Raw genomic sequence first — 15447 nt, forward strand, 5'->3', positions numbered from 1 at the left:
AAGCCGCAACCTGTTCGCCATGCTCACACGCTGCAGGTACCGGGTCACCTTCATTCAGAACTTTGCCTGCCAGCCCACCATCACCGCGTCGTTGTCGTTGTAGTACCCGCCCAGGGTCTCCGCGGAACCACTGAACAGATGCGCAGCGACGAAGAGTTCGTGCTGGTCGATGCCGGTGTAGGTCAGGCGCGGATTGACATAGACGTCACGCTCGCCCAGGCCGAGCATGAACCGCAGATCCGCCCGCCAGCGCCCATTGGCGAAGGGATGCTCTATCTCGCCGGTCATGAGGTAGAACTCCGTGCGGTCGAGCACCGACACGTCGGTAAGCGTGCGGTGGCCGGCGAGTTGCAGGGTCACGCGCGTCTCGCCGTCACCAGGGAAGAACTCCGCGCCCACCACCAGATCGATGCCGGGGTCGGTGCGGTACTGGAAAGCGGGCGTAGTCAGCGGTACGTCGCTGCGCCAGGCCAGCTCCATGCGCCAGGTCGCGCCGAGGTGCTCGGCCTCAAGCTCAGCGCCGACCACCGTATCGTAGGGGTGAATCGCCGTCAGCACACCGGGCGACACGCGGTAGTAGGGCTGCGACTGGCGCACGCGCTGCACGCTGAAGCCGTAGTCCAGCCCGTCGCCGCCGGCAGTCAGGCGCAGCCCGCCCCCGCCGCTACCCTCCTCGTCGGACGCGCGCACCTTTACGCCCACCAGGCCGGGCAGCGTGCCAAAACCGAGCAGGCGGCCGTTCACCGTATCCACCGGATGCCACACACTGTCTCGATGCGGCATCACCGCCTCATCGAACAGCGGCAGCCACACCGCGTCGAGCTTGAAGTCCTCGCCGAAGTATTCCGCGCGCACCGCCGGTACCGCACGGCGACGGTCGGGCAGCCTGTCGAGCATCGCACGCGACAGGTCGGCGCGGCTCATGCGGTCGATTGGCGAGATCTCATCAACCCGCCCCCACATCACGTTCTGGGTGCCGAAGGTCAGGCGCGCATCCTCGCCGCGCCAGCGCAGGTAGTTCTCGGTGTAGTCCGCCCGCGCGCGACTGAAGTCCTGGCTACCGAACTGCGACAAGGCATCAACACGCGCCCCAATCGCATAGCTCCAGTCACCCTCACCGCCCCCAGCGCTGATCGCCATCTGCGCAAAGCCATCGCCCGACGCGCCGGGGTGATCTGCAAATGCGCCGAACTCGAAGCGCAGGCCATCCACCTTGAGCCCGAGCCCCTCGCCCTCAGCGGCTGCAGCCACCGAGACCAGCAGCCCGCACGCAACCGCAACAATGCCGCGCAGAAGCCGGCTACCCTGTTGTTCACACTGCATGCCCTTATCCCTTCGTTGTTTATCCCCGGGGTAGCCACGCCACAGTCGCTGCGGCAACGGCCGCCCCTCAGGGCCGGAATTCCTTCTCGCCTCGCTCGTCCTCGAGCGCCTTTGCGCTGAACAGCCGCATCGGCAGGCCGCGGTCGTAGACGATGCGCTCCACCACCAGTTGCGTTCGATGCCCGCTACGCAGGTCCGTCATCGTGCTATCGATTACGGTCCAGTAGCCCTGAACCTGTTCGCGCTTGACCACCTCGAGGCGCTTGGCCGGCTGCTCGGCGTTCTTCTCGTAAAAGTCCACTCGCAGCGGCAACAGGCTCGCCGGATCGATCCAGCTCACCCGCCGCAGATACACCGAATTGCTCGCCTCCACCGGCACGCTCTCCAGCACCTCGCAGGCGACCCCATCGACGGTCTCCCGACCGATCACGCGGTGCGTGTCCATCGTCGGCTTGCGGTCGCGCAAATCCTCGAAATAGTAGTCGGAATTGACGAACCGTCCGCCCTTGCGGTTCGAGTCTACGCGGCGCACGCGCTGCATCGCGGGCAGATAGATCCACTGGTTCGATGCACCGTCGGCCGAATCGAGCGTCAGCAGGCCGGTACCTGCAATATCGGCAGGCTCGGTGAAGCGGATGAGCGTCGACACCTCGCCCCCCTCGCCGCTCAGCCGGTACAGCACCATGCTGCGCACCCGTGGACTGCGCCCTTCTTCGGTCAGCGCCATCGTGACCACGGAGGTGGCGTCCTGGCCGTCCGCGCGGTCGTACACGCGCTGCGCCAGCGCCAGCCCGGCGTCATCCGCCAGCGCGACGGACCCAATCAGCAATCCCGCGCCCAGCCCCGCGAGCGCACGCGACACGCGCATCATGAACTGTCGGCGCGCCGGCACCTGAAATTCCTTCATCACTCCCCCCGCCGCAAGCGCGAATTACTGGGGCATTCTAGCCCAGTCGCACAACGTATCGGCGTGGGCGCACCTACCTCAGCGCTGGACGTCGAGCTTGGCCAGCCGGCGCTTGGCGATGTAACTCTTCAGGCGCTGCAGTGGGTTTCGGTTGCCCATCCACAGCCGGCGGTGATGAAAGCGGCCGACGCGCGCATCCAGATATGTATACCAGGGGACGCAGCGCAGCGCCTCGGGATGCAGCAACGCCACCAGCGCCTGCGTGGTGATGAAGCCCGCGCACAGCTTGCAGCCCGCCACCGAACTCGGCCCCTTGCGCGCCTTGAGGTTGATGGAGTTCGGGTCTAGATAGCGCAAGTGATAGAGCTCGGGCGCGAAGCCGAGCAGGAACTGCACGATCTTCTCGTCCTCGCTCATGTCGGGCGTGATCGCAAAGTAGTCGTCGTAGGCCATGCCCTTGGGCCCGAAGGCCAGCACGCCTGCCCCCAGCCCCAGCGGCACGGCGGCGATGGTCGCCAGCCCGCGCTTGGTGGCCGCGTTGACCAGCAGCGGGTGCTTGTCCACTGCAAACGCATCGACCGCATCCACCGCCAGGTCGACCCCATCGAGGAAGGCGTCGATGTTGCCGGGCTGGATGCCGTCCTCGAAGGTGGTGATGCGCAGCTCGGGGTTGATCGCCCGCGCGTGCTCCACCATCACCTCGAGCTTGCGCCGCCCCAACGTCGGCACACTGGCGCCGTACTGGCGGTTGAAGTTCGCCAGCTCGAACTCGTCAAACTCGGCAAGGTGAAAGCCGCCGACGCCCGCGCGCACCAGGCTGATCAGGTAGTCGCCGCCGACCCCGCCCATGCCGGCGATGGCGACGGTGGCGTTACGCAGGCGTTCGTGCTCGGCGGTGCTGACGACGCCGAGGTTGCGGCTGAAGGCTTCGTTGTAGTTGAAGGCGGTCAAGACAGGTCTCCGGCGATGGCGGGGTTGGCGTCATATTTTCGCAGAGCCGGCGGGATTACAAGGGCGGAATCCACGATCGACACTTGCGTGGAGTAGTACGTATCGACCACCAACGAGGTGTCGGTTTTTTTTACACTAAAGTGCGTCGTGCTGGTGCTCAGCCCTACAAGCCATTGTTTTTGATGGTGATAACGAATAGGCACAAAACCTGCTTAACAAAGAGCGGAGTCGAGGGCTTCGGCTCATGATCAACGTTAATCTGGAGTTCCATCATGAAACTGAACAAGATTGCAGCATCGCTCATTTCTGCCGCCGGCCTTGCGCTTACTTCCGGCTCCGCTAGCGCCATCACGGTCGGCGGCGTCACTTGGAATGAGAATTTCGTTCTCGATTTCAGATCGGCTGGTGAGGTTTTCGAGAACGTTGCTTCCCTTGCGGGTGACACGATCAGCGGATACGGAAAAATCAACTCGATCAACGGGAACAGCAACGTTACGACGTTCTGCCCCGGGTGCGAGATTACCTTTACGTTTGGTGGCTTTACTCTCCTTGACATCAATCCGGAGGATAGCGACGGAGTTGGAACAGCATTCGACGATACGGGTTTTCTGGGTTTTAACGGCACAGAGTTCGCTTTCAGCGGCGGATGGATCAACGTCTATGTTGACAATGCACAGAACTTCCTTGAAACGAGTGGTGCATCTGCCAGCGATGGATCTCTATGGTTGAGCCTTGCCGCGATCCCGCAGCGTCAAGCTGGCGGTTCCGACCCCAACATTCCTGCGACTGCAACGCTCATTGGCGATCTGACGAACACGGACTTGGCAACTCTGGCCGGCTCGGGCAACGCCTATCTGAACATCGTCTACGCCGGTGACACGCGCAACCCTCAAACAGCTCTCGGCAACCAAGGCGTTGCAAACCCGTACCTTGATACAAATAACGCAAACCTCCAATGCGACGTTTCAGGTGGGACTTACTGCCCGGACATCTTCTTCAACTCAAGCTTTGGCCTTGACGAACAACTGAGCAACGCCACAGGGGGTCTTGTCACGCATAGTGGTACCGCTGATATTCGCGGGCGGACCACCACCGTCCCGGAACCGAGCGCCCTTGCCCTCCTCGGCCTCGGCCTGATCGGCCTCGGCGCTACGCGTCGCATGAAGAAAGCAGCCTGATCCTGTCAGCAGAATCAGTAAAAAGCCGCGCATTGACTGCGCGGCTTTTTTGTTTTGGTGCCGGCCGGAGAGGCCCGGAACAATTCCGCGCGACCACTGGCCGGCGAGGCTGCCGATCAGATGTGCAAGCCAACGTCACGGTAGCTCTTGACCTCCGACGCAATCGGCCACATTCCGTCCGTTCTCTGCACCTGCGGCTCCACATCGCCCCCACCGAACATGAACCGATACAAGCACGAATTACGCGCCGCCAGCCCCGCCTTGGCAGCATGCGCCCCGATCAGATAGGGCTGACGCGCCGGGCTGACTGCGGTGTTCAGCGGGCCCGCCTCATGAAAGGGAAAACCCAGCCGGTTCAGTAAGCGCGCAAGCGCGGGCTCCATTGCCGCGTAGCAGTGCGTGATGCCATAGCGGTTGGCGAGGTTGATGATTTCGCGGTACAAGCCCAGCGCAACGACTGGCCCTTCGCGCTTGAGCATGGAGTGCACCGAATCGCCCGCCGCGCTCAACGCACGGCGGCGCCCGCCGATGCTCGAGGCTTCGGCACGGTGTCTGCGCAAGCTTGACGCAAGCGCCAGACGGCCGATTTCGCCAACCTGCCCGCTCGGGCTCTCCGGCAAGCCCGACAGCTTGTAGCGTGCATTGACATTAAGGCCTTTCGGCCCAGGCAGGATCAGCCGCGTGCAGCCAACCGCAACGCCCGTGTCCTTCAAGCGGCACAGCACATGCACGCTATGCACGTCATAGTCGTCACTTTCGATGGCGACGCCACCTGCGCTGCGCCCATCGGGCACGATCCGGCACAATTCCTCGCAGAACACCTCGTGGCGCAAGGCCAGGTATTCCGCGTAAGCGCCCGTGCCGGGCTCGACCACAGAGTATTCGTATTTTTCCAGCACCATCCACACCTTAAGGATCACGCGTGTGTAGCAGCGCGATGCATCCAAGCATTCGCACGCGTATGTTGCCGAGGAAGATAACCCAGGCTCGCGAAAGGACCGTCAAGGGAATTGTAAATCTATTCGTGACAAAGCTCACACTCAGAAGCTGAATCACTGGAATGGTGAGGTCAATACACGCTCAAGTCTTGACCGACTCCGCCTGCTGCGCCTGCATGAAGCGCAGCACAGCCTCCTCGCGGGCGGCGAGGCTACGCTCCATCTCGGCCGCGCTGACCAGGAAAACACGGCGCGGCGGCTTTACAGCCTCGTTGACGGGCCCCACCGGCACGAACGGAAAGCCGAGGGCGATGAGCATGCGGCTGAAGTGGCTGTCCATCGCGGCCACGCAGTAGCCGACACCGATCGCCTTGCAAAGCTGATAGATCTCCCGGTAGAGGCCCAGGACGAGCTCAGGCTGGTGCCGGCGCAGCCCTTCGGGGCGCATGGACATCTCACTGCCGGGGTCGCCCTGGATGGGCTTGCCCTGGTCGGAGTGGCGCCGCCGAAAATGCTGCGCGATCGCCATACGCGAAATCTCGCCGATACGATCGTCCGTCGCATCGGGATAAGGCAGCGGATCGTCGATGACGTAGCGCGGGGTCACGTTGAGCCCTTGCTCATTGGGCAGAATCACACGTACGAAACCCGCCACCGAATCGTCGGGCTTGTAGAAGGCGACGAAATGCCGGCTGCACGCGTCGTAGCTGTCGGTTTCGATCGGCCGGCCGTTGCTGGAGCATGAATCGGTGGGCTCGACACGCCCCAGTTCGGCACAAAAAACCTCGTAGCGCGCCTCCAGATAGCGCTCGTAGGCGGGCGAACCCGGCTTCACTTCCTCGACTCGAAAATAAGTGGTTTCCATGTCCCATCCCAAACCAAGCGTGTTACTCATGCCTTCTCACCGGATACGATGAAGACGCCTGCGGCCACCATCAGCCGCCCTGACGCCACCTTGTCGGCGAGCTCCTCGTAAAGCGCACGAACGTCCACCGCACCGCCGAGCAGCGAGGCCTTGTAGCCGAGCAGGATATTGAACAACACCTGAAAAGGCAGCTCGCTGCTGGTGAGCGCCAGGACACGGCTTTTGGCATTGACGAACCCTGCCTCGGTCAACAGGGCCTGCAGCTTGCGGCCGATGAAGCGGTCTCCGCCCTGTGCGGCCTGGACCGTCTGCGCATCGTGCAGCAAGTCGCTCACCCGCTGCTCTGCGGGATGGAAGATCACCAGCCCATCGTCGGAATCGACTGCGCAGAAGCGCCCGCCGCTACGCGTGACGCGATGGACTTCCCGCACCACGTCGAGTGACTGCGGAATGTGCTGCAGGACGAAGCGCGCATAAGAAAAATCGACCTGTGCGTCGTCGAGCGGCAAGGCATTACCGAAGGCCTGGTGAACGAACAGCCCTCGCGCAGGCCGGTTTCGGACGTTGGTCTCTATTTGTGCAGACAGGGTCGGGCTGGGTTCGACGGCATGCAGGCTACCCTCCGGCGCAAGCTCGGCGAGGAGGTCGGACACGAAGCCCGGGCCACTGCCAACCTCGAGCACGTCGTGATCGGGCGCAAGCCCTGCGGCTCGCAAGATGCCTGCCTCCATGCCGCGAATGGCCTGCGATTGCTGATAGAGACGCTCGGTCTGAAACGACGCGTCGCCCAAGCTTTCGAAATTGTACGAGCCAGTAGTCATGACTTGAGGATCACTCGATCGATTGTGCCGACGGCGGCACGTCGTCCACGTCCAAGTGCGCGATGCACCAAAAGGCAAGGCCGTAGATGGCAAGGTTTACGGAGGGCGGCGGGGAGACTTGAATCAACATGTGAATCACGTTCTGAGGTTGCCGCAGCATAATGACAATGCCAACACCCAAAACGATTGAGGGCTCTTGAGGGCTCGCGCAAAGGGAGGCTGAGTGACTCGTCAGCACAACTTTTCAGTTGCACGGATCGGCCCACCTCAGTCACCAGCCACGCATCAGCATGGAATCCAAATATGCTCCCGACCGGCAACGTCAATCTAGTCAATGGTTTCAGGAAATACTTCCGCATCAGCGCAGCAGTAACTCCAATTCAGAGGGACATCGTCTTCAATATACGCCACCAAGTGTACTGCGAGGACTTGAAATTCGAGCCCGAGCGGACCGACCGCCGAGAAGTCGACGCCCACGACAGCAACAGCTTGCACTGCTTGCTACAGTCAGCAGATCAAACTGCGCAGCCAGTTGGCTGCACTCGCCTGGTCTTCGCCCGCCCCGACGCTCCGGATTACTTGCTTCCGTTCGAGATCACCTGTGCCCATACGCTGGATCGCAACGTGATCGACCCCGCACGCTTGGATCGTCACCGGATCGGCGAAGTGTCACGCCTCGCCGTAGTGGCTGCCTATCGGCGGAGGCGGGGCGAAGCACGGCAGGTCTTCGGCCTCGACCATGGCGACTACGGCGCCATCGACCAACCCCGCTTTCCCTATGTCCCAATCAGCCTTTACCTCGGCGCGGTCGCATTGGCTGCCCACAATGGAATCGACACACTCTTCGTACTGACCGAACCTCGGCTAGCGGTACATTTCGCGCGACTCGGGGTCAAGATTCGGCAGATCGGCGGCCCCGTGATGCACCGCGGGGCACGGATCCCCTCGATGCTCAAGGTTCCGGAGATCATCTCCGACTTGAAGCCATCTCTGAGGCCACTATGGGAACACATTCATGCAGAGATGGCGCTCGGCGTGCTCACCGGCCCGAAGAGACCAGTGGCTCCTGAGCTTCCACGCTCGGAGCAATAGACGCAATAACGGGGCCACGCGGGCCCCGTTTCTGAAGCTGACACCCGGCCTCAGCCCTTCAGCGCCTCCTTGATCTGCTCCAGCGTGCTCGGATCGTCGATCGTCGTCAGATCCCCCGCGTCACGCCCTTCGGCCAGCGCCTGGATCGAGCGCCGCAGCATCTTGCCCGAACGCGTCTTCGGCAGGCCGCCGATGAAGTGCACGCGCGCCGGACGCGCGATCGCGCCGAGGCTCTCGTCCACCTTCTTCATCACCTCCTTCTCGAGCGCGGCGCGCTTCTCGGCGGTGTCGACGTCGGCGGCGTTCTTGACCACCGCGAAGGCCATCGGCATCTGGCCCTTGAGCTCGTCATGCACGCCCACCACCGCCACCTCGGCGATCGCCGGATGCGTCTGCACCGCCTCCTCGATCTCGCGCGTGCCCAGGCGGTGGCCGGCGACGTTGATGACGTCGTCCATGCGGCCGAGGATGGTGTGGTAGCCCTTGTCGTCCTTGATGCCCCAGTCGGACGAGGAATACACCACCGGATCCTTGAACAGGCTGAAGTAGGTGCTGACGAAGCGTTCGTCCTGACCCCAGACGGTCGACAGGCAGCCCGGCGGCAGCGGCGGGACGATGCCGACGATGCCCTTCTCGTTGGCGCCGCACTCGGTGCCGTCCTCGCGGAAGATGCGCAGGTCGTAGCCATAGACCGGGAAGGCGGGCGAGCCGAGCTTGATCGGGCTGTCCTCGACGCCGCGGCAGATGGCGAGCATCGGCCAGCCGGTTTCGGTCTGCCAGTAGTTGTCGATGACCGGGATGCCGAGCTCTTCCATGATCCACTGGTGGCTGGTTTCGTCCAGCGGCTCGCCGGCCAGGAACAGGTGCTTGAGCGAGGACAGGTCGTACTTCTTGAGGAAGGCCGGATCCTGCTTCTTCAACACGCGCACCGCGGTGGGCGCGGAGAACATCACGCTGACCTTGTACTTCTCGACGATCTGCCACCAGATGCCGGCGTCCGGGCGCAGCGGCGTGCCTTCGTACATGATCGTGGCCATGCCGGCGAGCAGCGGGCCGTAGATGATGTAGCTGTGGCCCACGACCCAGCCGATGTCCGAGGTCGAGAACATGGTCTCGCCCGGCTCTCCGGTGAAGATGTGCTTCATCGACGCGGCCAGCGCCACCGTGTAGCCGCCGGTGTCGCGCTGCACGCCCTTGGGCTTGCCGGTGGTGCCAGAGGTGTAGAGGATGTAGCTCGGCTCGGAGGATTCCAGCCACGTCACCGGCACCTGGGCGTCCATGTGCTTGGCGCGCAGCTCGCCGTAATCGACGTCGCGCCCGTCGACCTTGGGGAAACCCTTGTCCAGGCCGCGGTCGATGATCAGCACCTTGGCGGGCGGGAACTCGGCGAGCTTGCAGGCTTCATCCACCAGATGCTTGTAGGGCACCGGCTTGCCGTTGCGCATGCCGGCGTCCGAGCTGACCATCAGCACCGGCTTGGCGTCGTCGATGCGGGTGGCGAGCGAGCCGGCCGCGAAGCCGCCGAACACCACTGAGTGGATGGCGCCGATGCGCGCGCAGGCCAGCATCGCGAACGCCGCCTCGGCGATCATCGGCATGTAGATCAGCACGCGGTCGCCGCGCTTGACGCCGAGCTCCTGGTAGATCGCCGCCATGCGCTCGACCTCGCGCTGCAGCTCGGCGAAGGAGTAGACCTTCTCCTCGTTGGTCTCGGTCGAGATGTACACCAGCGCGCGGTCGTTCGGGCGCGCGGCGGCGTGGCGATCGACGGCGTTGAAGCACAGGTTGGTCTCGCCGCCCTTGAACCACTTGACGAACGGCGGCTTGGAAAAGTCGCAGATCTGCTCTGCGGGCTTGTTCCAATGCACGAGCTGGGCCTGTTCGGCCCAGAACCCGTCACGGTCTTCGATGGAACGGCGGTGGAACTGTTGGTAATCGCTCATTGCTTCCTCTCTCCCTTCGATGATCCCTGGTCCTGGATGGCACGCCCTCCGCCTCGCCACGCCGGGACAGCGCGACGATCGCGGCAGCGCACCGATTCAGACGGAGGTCCGGGTGGCCTCCCCGTCGTCGTGGTCGTCCCCGCCCTTATCCTGGATCGCCTGTAGTCTGGCGAGCGGTAGTCCGACCTGGTACTGCGATTCTATCAATTCGAGCAGCGGCATCAGCGCCGCGATCACGCCCGGCAGCTGGCGTGCAACCTCGTCACGCGCGCCGGCGCGCACCTGGCGCAGCACGGCGTCGAGCCCGGGCTGGCGGGCGAGTTCGCGCTCGATCTCGGCCGCATCGACCTCACCGGCCGCACCGAGCACCCGATTGCCCCCTGCTGCGCTCGCATGTGCCGCGCGCTCGGCAGCGAGCGCGAGCAGCTCGCTCACCGCCTGACGCCCGTCGGCCACGGCGTTGGCGACGCCGATGCTGAGGGTGACGCGGATGCGCTCGTCGCGATACGCCATCACCAGCTTTTCGACGCTGCTGCGCACGCGCAGCGCGAAGGCGCAGCTCGACACGCGGTCGATGCCCGGCGACAGCAGCGCGAACTGCGCGGTGGCATGCTGCGACAGCGTGTCCTCGGCGCGGATGCGGCCGGTGATCAGCTTGCCGAGCTTGCGCAGGACCAGTTGCGCGACGTGGTCGCCATAGCGGCCGACGAGCTCGTCGTACTGGTCGACCCCGATCACCATCGCACCGATGTCGGACTGCCGGCGGCGCGCCTCGGCCACCGCCTGGGTGCCGCGGTGCTCGAGGTAGGCCGGGGTGACGAGGCCGGAGTCGGGGTCCACCGCGCTCTGCTGCGCGAGCGCCGCCCGGCTGCGCTCGAGCTCGCTCTGCGTCTTCGCCAGGCGCACCAGTGAGCTCAGCGTGGCGAGCAGCTCGACGCTGCCCGAGCCCTTGGGGATGAAGCCGTTCGCGCCGAGCGCCAGCGCGCGCTCGCGCGCGGATTCGTCCTCGTCGCCGGAGATGATCACCACCGGCAGCTCGCGCACGCGCGAGACCTTCGAGGCGCGGATGCGCTCGAGCAGCCCGTAGCCGTCGAGCCGCGGCATGCCGATGTCGGTGAGGACCAGCTCGATGCCCGGATCGACCAGCAAGGCCTCCCAGCCCGCCTCGCCGTCCGGCTCCTCGCGCACCTCGAAGCGGCCGCGGATGTGCTTGACGATCGACGCGCGCACCATGCGCGAGTCGTCGACCACGAGGATGCGGGGGAGCTTGCCGTCGTCGCTCATCGCCCTATCCCCCGTACCGTTTTCCTGCGGTCCCCGGCCCGTCTCAGGCGCCGATGCGTACGACGGTGCGGCCCTTGACGCGGCCGTGGATGAAGTCGTCGAAGGCCCCCGGCAGCGCGTCGAAATCGATCGTGCGCGTGATCGCGGCGAGGTGGCGCGGCTTGAGGTCCGTGGCCAGGCGATCCCACACGCGCTGGCGGGTCGGGAAGCCCATGTAGCCCGAATCCACCCCGAGCAGGCTCACGCCGCGCAGGATGAAGGGGAACACCGTGGTGTCGATGTTGAAGCTCGCCGCGTTGCCGATGCTCGCCACCGTGCCGGCCTGCTTCATGGTCGCCAGCACCCAGTGCAGGATCTGGCCGCCGACGTTGTCGACCGCGCCGGCCCATTTCGCAGCCTCGAGCGGGCGCACCTTGTCGAAGTCGATCGTCGAGCGCAGCAGGATCTCGGCGGCGCCGAGCATCTTCAGGTAGTCGGCCTCGGTTTCCTTGCCGGTGAGCGCGACCACGTGGTAGCCGAGCTGCGACAGCATGTCGATCGCCAGCGCGCCCACGCCGCCGGTGGCGCCGGTGACGATCACCGGGCCGTTGGTGGGCGCCAGGCCGTTGTCTTCCATGCGCACGATCCCGAGCGCCGCGGTGAAGCCCGCGGTGCCGAGCGCCATCGCCTCGAACAGATCCAGCCCGGCCGGCAGCGGCACCACCCAGCCCGCCGGCACGCGTGCGTACTCGGCATAGCCGCCGTGGTGGGCCACGCCGATGTCGAAGCTGGTGGCGATGACCTTGTCGCCCGCCTTGAAGCGCACATCGGCGCTGTCGACCACTTCGCCACACAGGTCGATGCCGCCCACGCAGGGAAAGCGGCGGATGATCTTGCCCGCGCCGGTGGCGGCAAGCGCATCCTTGTAGTTGATGCTCGAGTAGTGCACCCGGATCGTGACTTCGCCGGCATCGAGCTGCTCGGCGGTGAGCGTGCCCATGCGGCTCACCACCTTGCGGTTCTCGTCCTGGTCGATCAAGAAAGCCTTGAAAGGATTCATTCCCGAGTCTCCTGTCGAACGCCCGGGCCGCCCCGCGCGTGTCGTGATCCATAATTATAGCCGCAACCGACGCTGGCCCGGGCAGCAGCTTTCGAGAGACGAAAGCCGCTCAAGTCGCGGGGCCCCGGCGCCGTTAAACTGCTGGACCTCCTGAGCGACACCACGCATGCCCCTGCTCGAACATCCCCTGCCCTCGGTACAGGCCTACGTCGAGGCCTTCTCGAACGCCGACCTGCCGGTGCTGCGCCACACGGTGCGTGCATTCGCTGCCCTGCGCGAGAGCGGCGAGAACGTCGGTGCCCGCCATCTCGCCGGCATCGTGCTCGCCGATCCGCTGATGACGATGCGCCTGCTCACCCACCTCGAGCGCCATCGCCGCCAGTCGCAGAACCACGACATCACGACCATCGAGCGCGCGGTGATGATGATGGGCGTGGAGCCCTTCTTCGCCGCCTTCTCCGACCTGCCCACGGTGGAGGACGCGCTTGCCGCCCAGCCGCGCGCGCTCATCGGCGTGCTCAAGGTGATCACGCGCGCGCGCCGCGCGGCCGACTATGCGCGCGACTTCGCGGTCATCCGCCGCGACCTCGACGTGCAGGAAATCGTCGTCGCCACCCTCCTGCACGAGGCCACCGAGATCGTGTGCTGGATCCATGCGCCGGGCCTCACCCTGCAGGTCCATGAGCATCAGAGGCGGGCGCCCGGCCTGCGCAGCGCCACGGCCCAGCGCGCAGTGTTCGGCGTGAGCGCAGCGGAGCTCCAGCTTGCGCTGATCCGCGCCTGGCACCTGCCCGAGCTGCTGGTGACGCTGCTCGACGACAGCCAGCAGGACAATCCGCGCGTGCGCACCATCCAGCTCGCCGCCGACTTCGCCCGCCACCTCGGCAACGGCTGGGGCGACGCCGCCCTGCCCGACGACATCGCCGCCCTCGAGGGCCTGCTGCACATGGCGCGCGAGCCGCTGCTGCACCGCCTCGGCGTGCCCGAGGACATGCGCGCCCGCTTCCTGCCCCCCGCCCCGCCACCCGCCGCCTGAAGGCGCAGCGCAGGCGCAGAGGCGCTCAGCCGCACATCAGCAGCAGATTGCCGAAGTCCAGAAGCAAGGCCGGATGCTGATAGGCGGCGAAGATCAGCCCGAGCACCGCCGCCGCGAGCACGATCAGGGCCAGGCGCATCCAGCCACGCATCAGCGGGCCTCCGCGCGCACCAGCGGCGCCTCGCGCACCGGCAGCGACAGCGCCGCCGCCATCACCGACAGTGCGATCGACAGCCACCACGCCATCAGGTACGAGCCGCTGAGGTCGAAGATCCGCCCCCCCAGCCAGGCGCCGAGGAAGCCGCCGATCTGGTGACCGAGGAAGACGATGCCGTACAGCATGCCCACATAGCGCAGCCCGAAGATGTGCCCGACCAGGCCGCTGGTGAGCGGCACCGTGCCCAGCCACAGCAGGCCCATCACCGCGGCAAAGAGGTAGAGCGTGAGCTGCGACAGCGGGAACAGCAGCAGCGCCAGGATGGCGACGATGCGCAGCGCGTAGATCCACGCCAGCAGCCACTTCTTGCTGTACAGCCCGCCCAGCCAGCCCGACAGGAAGGAGCCGAAGATGTTGAACAGCCCGATCAGCGCCACCGCGGTCATGCCGATGTTGGCCGACATGCCGCCATCGACGACGAAGGCGGGCAGGTGGAGCATGATGAAGGCGGTCTGGAAGCCGCAGACGAAGAAGCTCCAGAACAGGTAATGGAAGCTCGGCGTGCGCACCGCCTCGGCGAGCGCTTCGCGCAACGACTGCTGCACGCCGCTGGCACGATCGCTGGTGCCGGTGACCGCCGCCGCCAGCGGGATGATCAACGCGATCCCGAGCGCCAGCCACAGCAGCGCATCCTGCCAGCCCACCATGCTGATCAGCCCCTGCCCCACCGGCAGCACCGCGAACTGCCCGAAGCTGCCGCCCGCCGAGGCCAACCCCAGCGCCATGCTGCGCTTCTCCGGTGCCGCCATGCGCCCGATCACCCCCAGCACCACGCTGAAGGTGGTGCCCGACAGGCCCATGCCGATCAGCAGCCCGGCGCCGACGTTGAGACCGAGCGCGGTGTCGGCGTGCGCCATGATCACCAGGCCGGCGATGTAGAGCAGCGCGCCGCCGACCAGCGTGCGCCCGGCGCCGTGGCGGTCGGCGAAGGCGCCGGCGAAGGGCTGGAACAGCCCCCAGAGCAGGTTCTGCAAGGCGATCGAGAAGGAAAACAGCTCGCGCGACCAGCCCTGGTCGAGCGTCATCGGCTGCAGGAACAGGCCGCCGGTGTGGCGCACGCCCATGGCGAGCGTGAGGATGAGCGCGCCGCAGACCATGACGACGGCCGGACGGCGCAGGAAGGAGGGACTCTGGAATGGCAAGACGGGAACTTCCGCTTCGTGCGGCCCTGATTGCGGGCCGCTGTGGCATGCGTAACGGTTGCGACGAGGGCGCGAGTATAAGATGACGCTGAACCAACTGGAGTCCTTAAATGAGCATCGGCACCGCAGTCTTCCTCGCCCTCATCGTCCTCGCGCTGGTGTACGGCGTGGTGGTCTATAACGGCCTGGTGCAGCTCAAGCACAACATCGCCAAGGCCTGGGCCAACATCGACGTGCTGCTCAAGCAGCGCCATGACGAGCTGCCCAAGCTGGTCGAGGTGTGCCGCCAGTACAAGCAGTTCGAGCAGGCGACGCTGGCGCGCGTGACCGAAGCGCGTGCGCGCGTGGCCAAGGCGCGTGAAGCGCACGACGTGCCCGCCCTGGGCGCGGCCGAGAACCTGCTGCGCGCCGGCCTGGGGCAGATCTTCGCGGTGGCCGAGGCCTACCCGGAGCTCAAGGCCAACGAGCACTTCATGCAGCTGCAGACGCGCATCACCGCGCTCGAGAACAGCATCGCCGACCGCCGCGAGTGGTACAACGAGTCGGTCAACCTGCACAACGTGCGCATCGAGCAGTTCCCCGACCTCATCGTCGCGCGCCTGTTCAGCTACACCGCGCAACCGCTGCTGCAGTTCAGCGTCGCCGAAAAGGCGGATGTCGACCTCAAGGCGCTGTTCAGTGCCTGACAAGCGGCAGATGCGCGGCGTCCGC

The 15447-nt window shown here is 65.4% G+C and carries 15 protein-coding genes; 4 read left to right on the forward strand and 11 right to left on the reverse strand.

Features of this window, described 5'->3' with window-relative positions; all coding sequences use genetic code 11:
* Positions 1 to 54 precede the first annotated feature (54 nt).
* The 3 genes from AAG895_RS13480 to AAG895_RS13490 all read right to left on the reverse strand — a co-directional run bounded on the left by AAG895_RS13480 (position 55) and on the right by AAG895_RS13490 (position 3181).
* Positions 55 to 1323: a hypothetical protein gene (locus AAG895_RS13480; RefSeq protein WP_345792516.1), complete on the reverse strand. Its 1269-nt coding sequence runs from the start codon at positions 1321 to 1323 to the stop codon at positions 55 to 57.
* A 67-nt stretch (positions 1324 to 1390) separates the two neighbouring features.
* Positions 1391 to 2194 (reverse strand): outer membrane lipoprotein-sorting protein, encoded by an 804-nt coding sequence (locus AAG895_RS13485; RefSeq protein ID WP_345792517.1) that lies wholly within the window; start codon positions 2192 to 2194, stop codon positions 1391 to 1393.
* Between the two features lie 114 nt (positions 2195 to 2308).
* Positions 2309 to 3181 (reverse strand): ThiF family adenylyltransferase, encoded by an 873-nt coding sequence (locus AAG895_RS13490; protein WP_345792518.1) that lies wholly within the window; start codon positions 3179 to 3181, stop codon positions 2309 to 2311.
* Positions 3182 to 3453: 272 nt separating this feature from the next.
* Between AAG895_RS13490 and AAG895_RS13495 the strand changes: the two genes are divergently transcribed.
* A complete protein-coding gene (locus AAG895_RS13495; RefSeq protein WP_345792519.1) occupies positions 3454 to 4359 on the forward strand; it encodes a PEP-CTERM sorting domain-containing protein in 906 nt (301 codons plus the stop codon).
* A 116-nt stretch (positions 4360 to 4475) separates the two neighbouring features.
* Here the strand turns inward: AAG895_RS13495 and AAG895_RS13500 are convergent, their stop codons facing one another.
* The 3 genes from AAG895_RS13500 to AAG895_RS13510 form a co-directional block, all read right to left on the reverse strand.
* Complete coding sequence (locus tag AAG895_RS13500) at positions 4476 to 5261, reverse strand: PEP-CTERM/exosortase system-associated acyltransferase (protein WP_345792520.1); 786 nt, start codon at positions 5259 to 5261, stop codon at positions 4476 to 4478.
* A gap of 178 nt (positions 5262 to 5439) precedes the next feature.
* Positions 5440 to 6192 carry a PEP-CTERM/exosortase system-associated acyltransferase gene (locus AAG895_RS13505; RefSeq protein WP_345792521.1) on the reverse strand — a complete coding sequence of 251 codons (753 nt, stop codon included), beginning with the start codon at positions 6190 to 6192 and terminating at the stop codon, positions 5440 to 5442.
* Positions 6189 to 6983, reverse strand: a complete 795-nt coding sequence (locus AAG895_RS13510; RefSeq protein ID WP_345792522.1) for a methyltransferase domain-containing protein — start codon at positions 6981 to 6983, stop codon at positions 6189 to 6191. The genes AAG895_RS13505 and AAG895_RS13510 overlap by 4 nt, the downstream gene beginning before the upstream one ends.
* A gap of 303 nt (positions 6984 to 7286) precedes the next feature.
* Here AAG895_RS13510 and AAG895_RS13515 point away from each other — a divergent pair, with 303 nt between their 5' ends.
* Entirely contained in the window at positions 7287 to 8075 is a 789-nt protein-coding gene (locus tag AAG895_RS13515) for a PEP-CTERM/exosortase system-associated acyltransferase (RefSeq protein WP_345792523.1), read from the forward strand.
* 50 nt (positions 8076 to 8125) lie between these two features.
* Here AAG895_RS13515 and AAG895_RS13520 read toward each other — a convergent pair whose 3' ends face one another.
* The 3 genes from AAG895_RS13520 to AAG895_RS13530 form a co-directional block, all read right to left on the reverse strand.
* Entirely contained in the window at positions 8126 to 10018 is a 1893-nt protein-coding gene (locus AAG895_RS13520) for a propionate--CoA ligase (RefSeq protein ID WP_345792524.1), read from the reverse strand.
* A gap of 96 nt (positions 10019 to 10114) precedes the next feature.
* On the reverse strand, positions 10115 to 11302 hold the full coding sequence (locus tag AAG895_RS13525) for a response regulator (RefSeq protein ID WP_345792525.1): 1188 nt from the start codon (positions 11300 to 11302) through the stop codon (positions 10115 to 10117).
* 43 nt (positions 11303 to 11345) lie between these two features.
* Positions 11346 to 12341: an oxidoreductase gene (locus AAG895_RS13530; protein WP_345792526.1), complete on the reverse strand. Its 996-nt coding sequence runs from the start codon at positions 12339 to 12341 to the stop codon at positions 11346 to 11348.
* 166 nt (positions 12342 to 12507) lie between these two features.
* Between AAG895_RS13530 and AAG895_RS13535 the strand changes: the two genes are divergently transcribed.
* Positions 12508 to 13377, forward strand: coding sequence for an HDOD domain-containing protein (locus tag AAG895_RS13535; protein ID WP_345792527.1), 870 nt, complete (start codon positions 12508 to 12510; stop codon positions 13375 to 13377).
* A 25-nt stretch (positions 13378 to 13402) separates the two neighbouring features.
* Here AAG895_RS13535 and AAG895_RS13540 read toward each other — a convergent pair whose 3' ends face one another.
* On the reverse strand, positions 13403 to 13528 hold the full coding sequence (locus AAG895_RS13540; protein WP_345792528.1) for a hypothetical protein: 126 nt from the start codon (positions 13526 to 13528) through the stop codon (positions 13403 to 13405).
* The gene (locus tag AAG895_RS13545; protein ID WP_345792529.1) at positions 13528 to 14736 is read right to left on the reverse strand and encodes an MFS transporter; all 1209 of its coding nucleotides are present in this window, start codon (positions 14734 to 14736) and stop codon (positions 13528 to 13530) included. Before AAG895_RS13545 ends, AAG895_RS13540 begins: the two co-directional genes overlap by 1 nt.
* 110 nt (positions 14737 to 14846) lie before the next feature.
* On the opposite strand from AAG895_RS13545, the gene AAG895_RS13550 reads away from it, so the two are divergent.
* Positions 14847 to 15422, forward strand: a complete 576-nt coding sequence (locus tag AAG895_RS13550; RefSeq protein ID WP_345792530.1) for a LemA family protein — start codon at positions 14847 to 14849, stop codon at positions 15420 to 15422.
* Positions 15423 to 15447: the final 25 nt, after the last annotated feature.

This window comes from Thauera sp. JM12B12 (assembly GCF_039614725.1).
Classification (GTDB): Bacteria; Pseudomonadota; Gammaproteobacteria; order Burkholderiales; family Rhodocyclaceae; genus Thauera.

What these genes read in the sequence shown, in the direction of transcription:
- AAG895_RS13515 (WP_345792523.1), top strand. Translation starts at nt 7,287, where the DNA reads ATGCTCCCGACCGGCAACGTCAATCTAGTCAATGGTTTCAGGAAATAC.
- AAG895_RS13550 (WP_345792530.1), top strand. Translation starts at nt 14,847, where the DNA reads ATGAGCATCGGCACCGCAGTCTTCCTCGCCCTCATCGTCCTCGCGCTG.
- AAG895_RS13505 (WP_345792521.1), bottom strand. Translation starts at nt 6,192, where the DNA reads ATGAGTAACACGCTTGGTTTGGGATGGGACATGGAAACCACTTATTTT.
- AAG895_RS13520 (WP_345792524.1), bottom strand. Translation starts at nt 10,018, where the DNA reads ATGAGCGATTACCAACAGTTCCACCGCCGTTCCATCGAAGACCGTGAC.
- AAG895_RS13525 (WP_345792525.1), bottom strand. Translation starts at nt 11,302, where the DNA reads ATGAGCGACGACGGCAAGCTCCCCCGCATCCTCGTGGTCGACGACTCG.
- AAG895_RS13540 (WP_345792528.1), bottom strand. Translation starts at nt 13,528, where the DNA reads ATGCGTGGCTGGATGCGCCTGGCCCTGATCGTGCTCGCGGCGGCGGTG.
- AAG895_RS13495 (WP_345792519.1), top strand. Translation starts at nt 3,454, where the DNA reads ATGAAACTGAACAAGATTGCAGCATCGCTCATTTCTGCCGCCGGCCTT.
- AAG895_RS13500 (WP_345792520.1), bottom strand. Translation starts at nt 5,261, where the DNA reads ATGGTGCTGGAAAAATACGAATACTCTGTGGTCGAGCCCGGCACGGGC.
- AAG895_RS13510 (WP_345792522.1), bottom strand. Translation starts at nt 6,983, where the DNA reads ATGACTACTGGCTCGTACAATTTCGAAAGCTTGGGCGACGCGTCGTTT.
- AAG895_RS13530 (WP_345792526.1), bottom strand. Translation starts at nt 12,341, where the DNA reads ATGAATCCTTTCAAGGCTTTCTTGATCGACCAGGACGAGAACCGCAAG.
- AAG895_RS13485 (WP_345792517.1), bottom strand. Translation starts at nt 2,194, where the DNA reads ATGATGCGCGTGTCGCGTGCGCTCGCGGGGCTGGGCGCGGGATTGCTG.
- AAG895_RS13535 (WP_345792527.1), top strand. Translation starts at nt 12,508, where the DNA reads ATGCCCCTGCTCGAACATCCCCTGCCCTCGGTACAGGCCTACGTCGAG.
- AAG895_RS13480 (WP_345792516.1), bottom strand. Translation starts at nt 1,323, where the DNA reads ATGCAGTGTGAACAACAGGGTAGCCGGCTTCTGCGCGGCATTGTTGCG.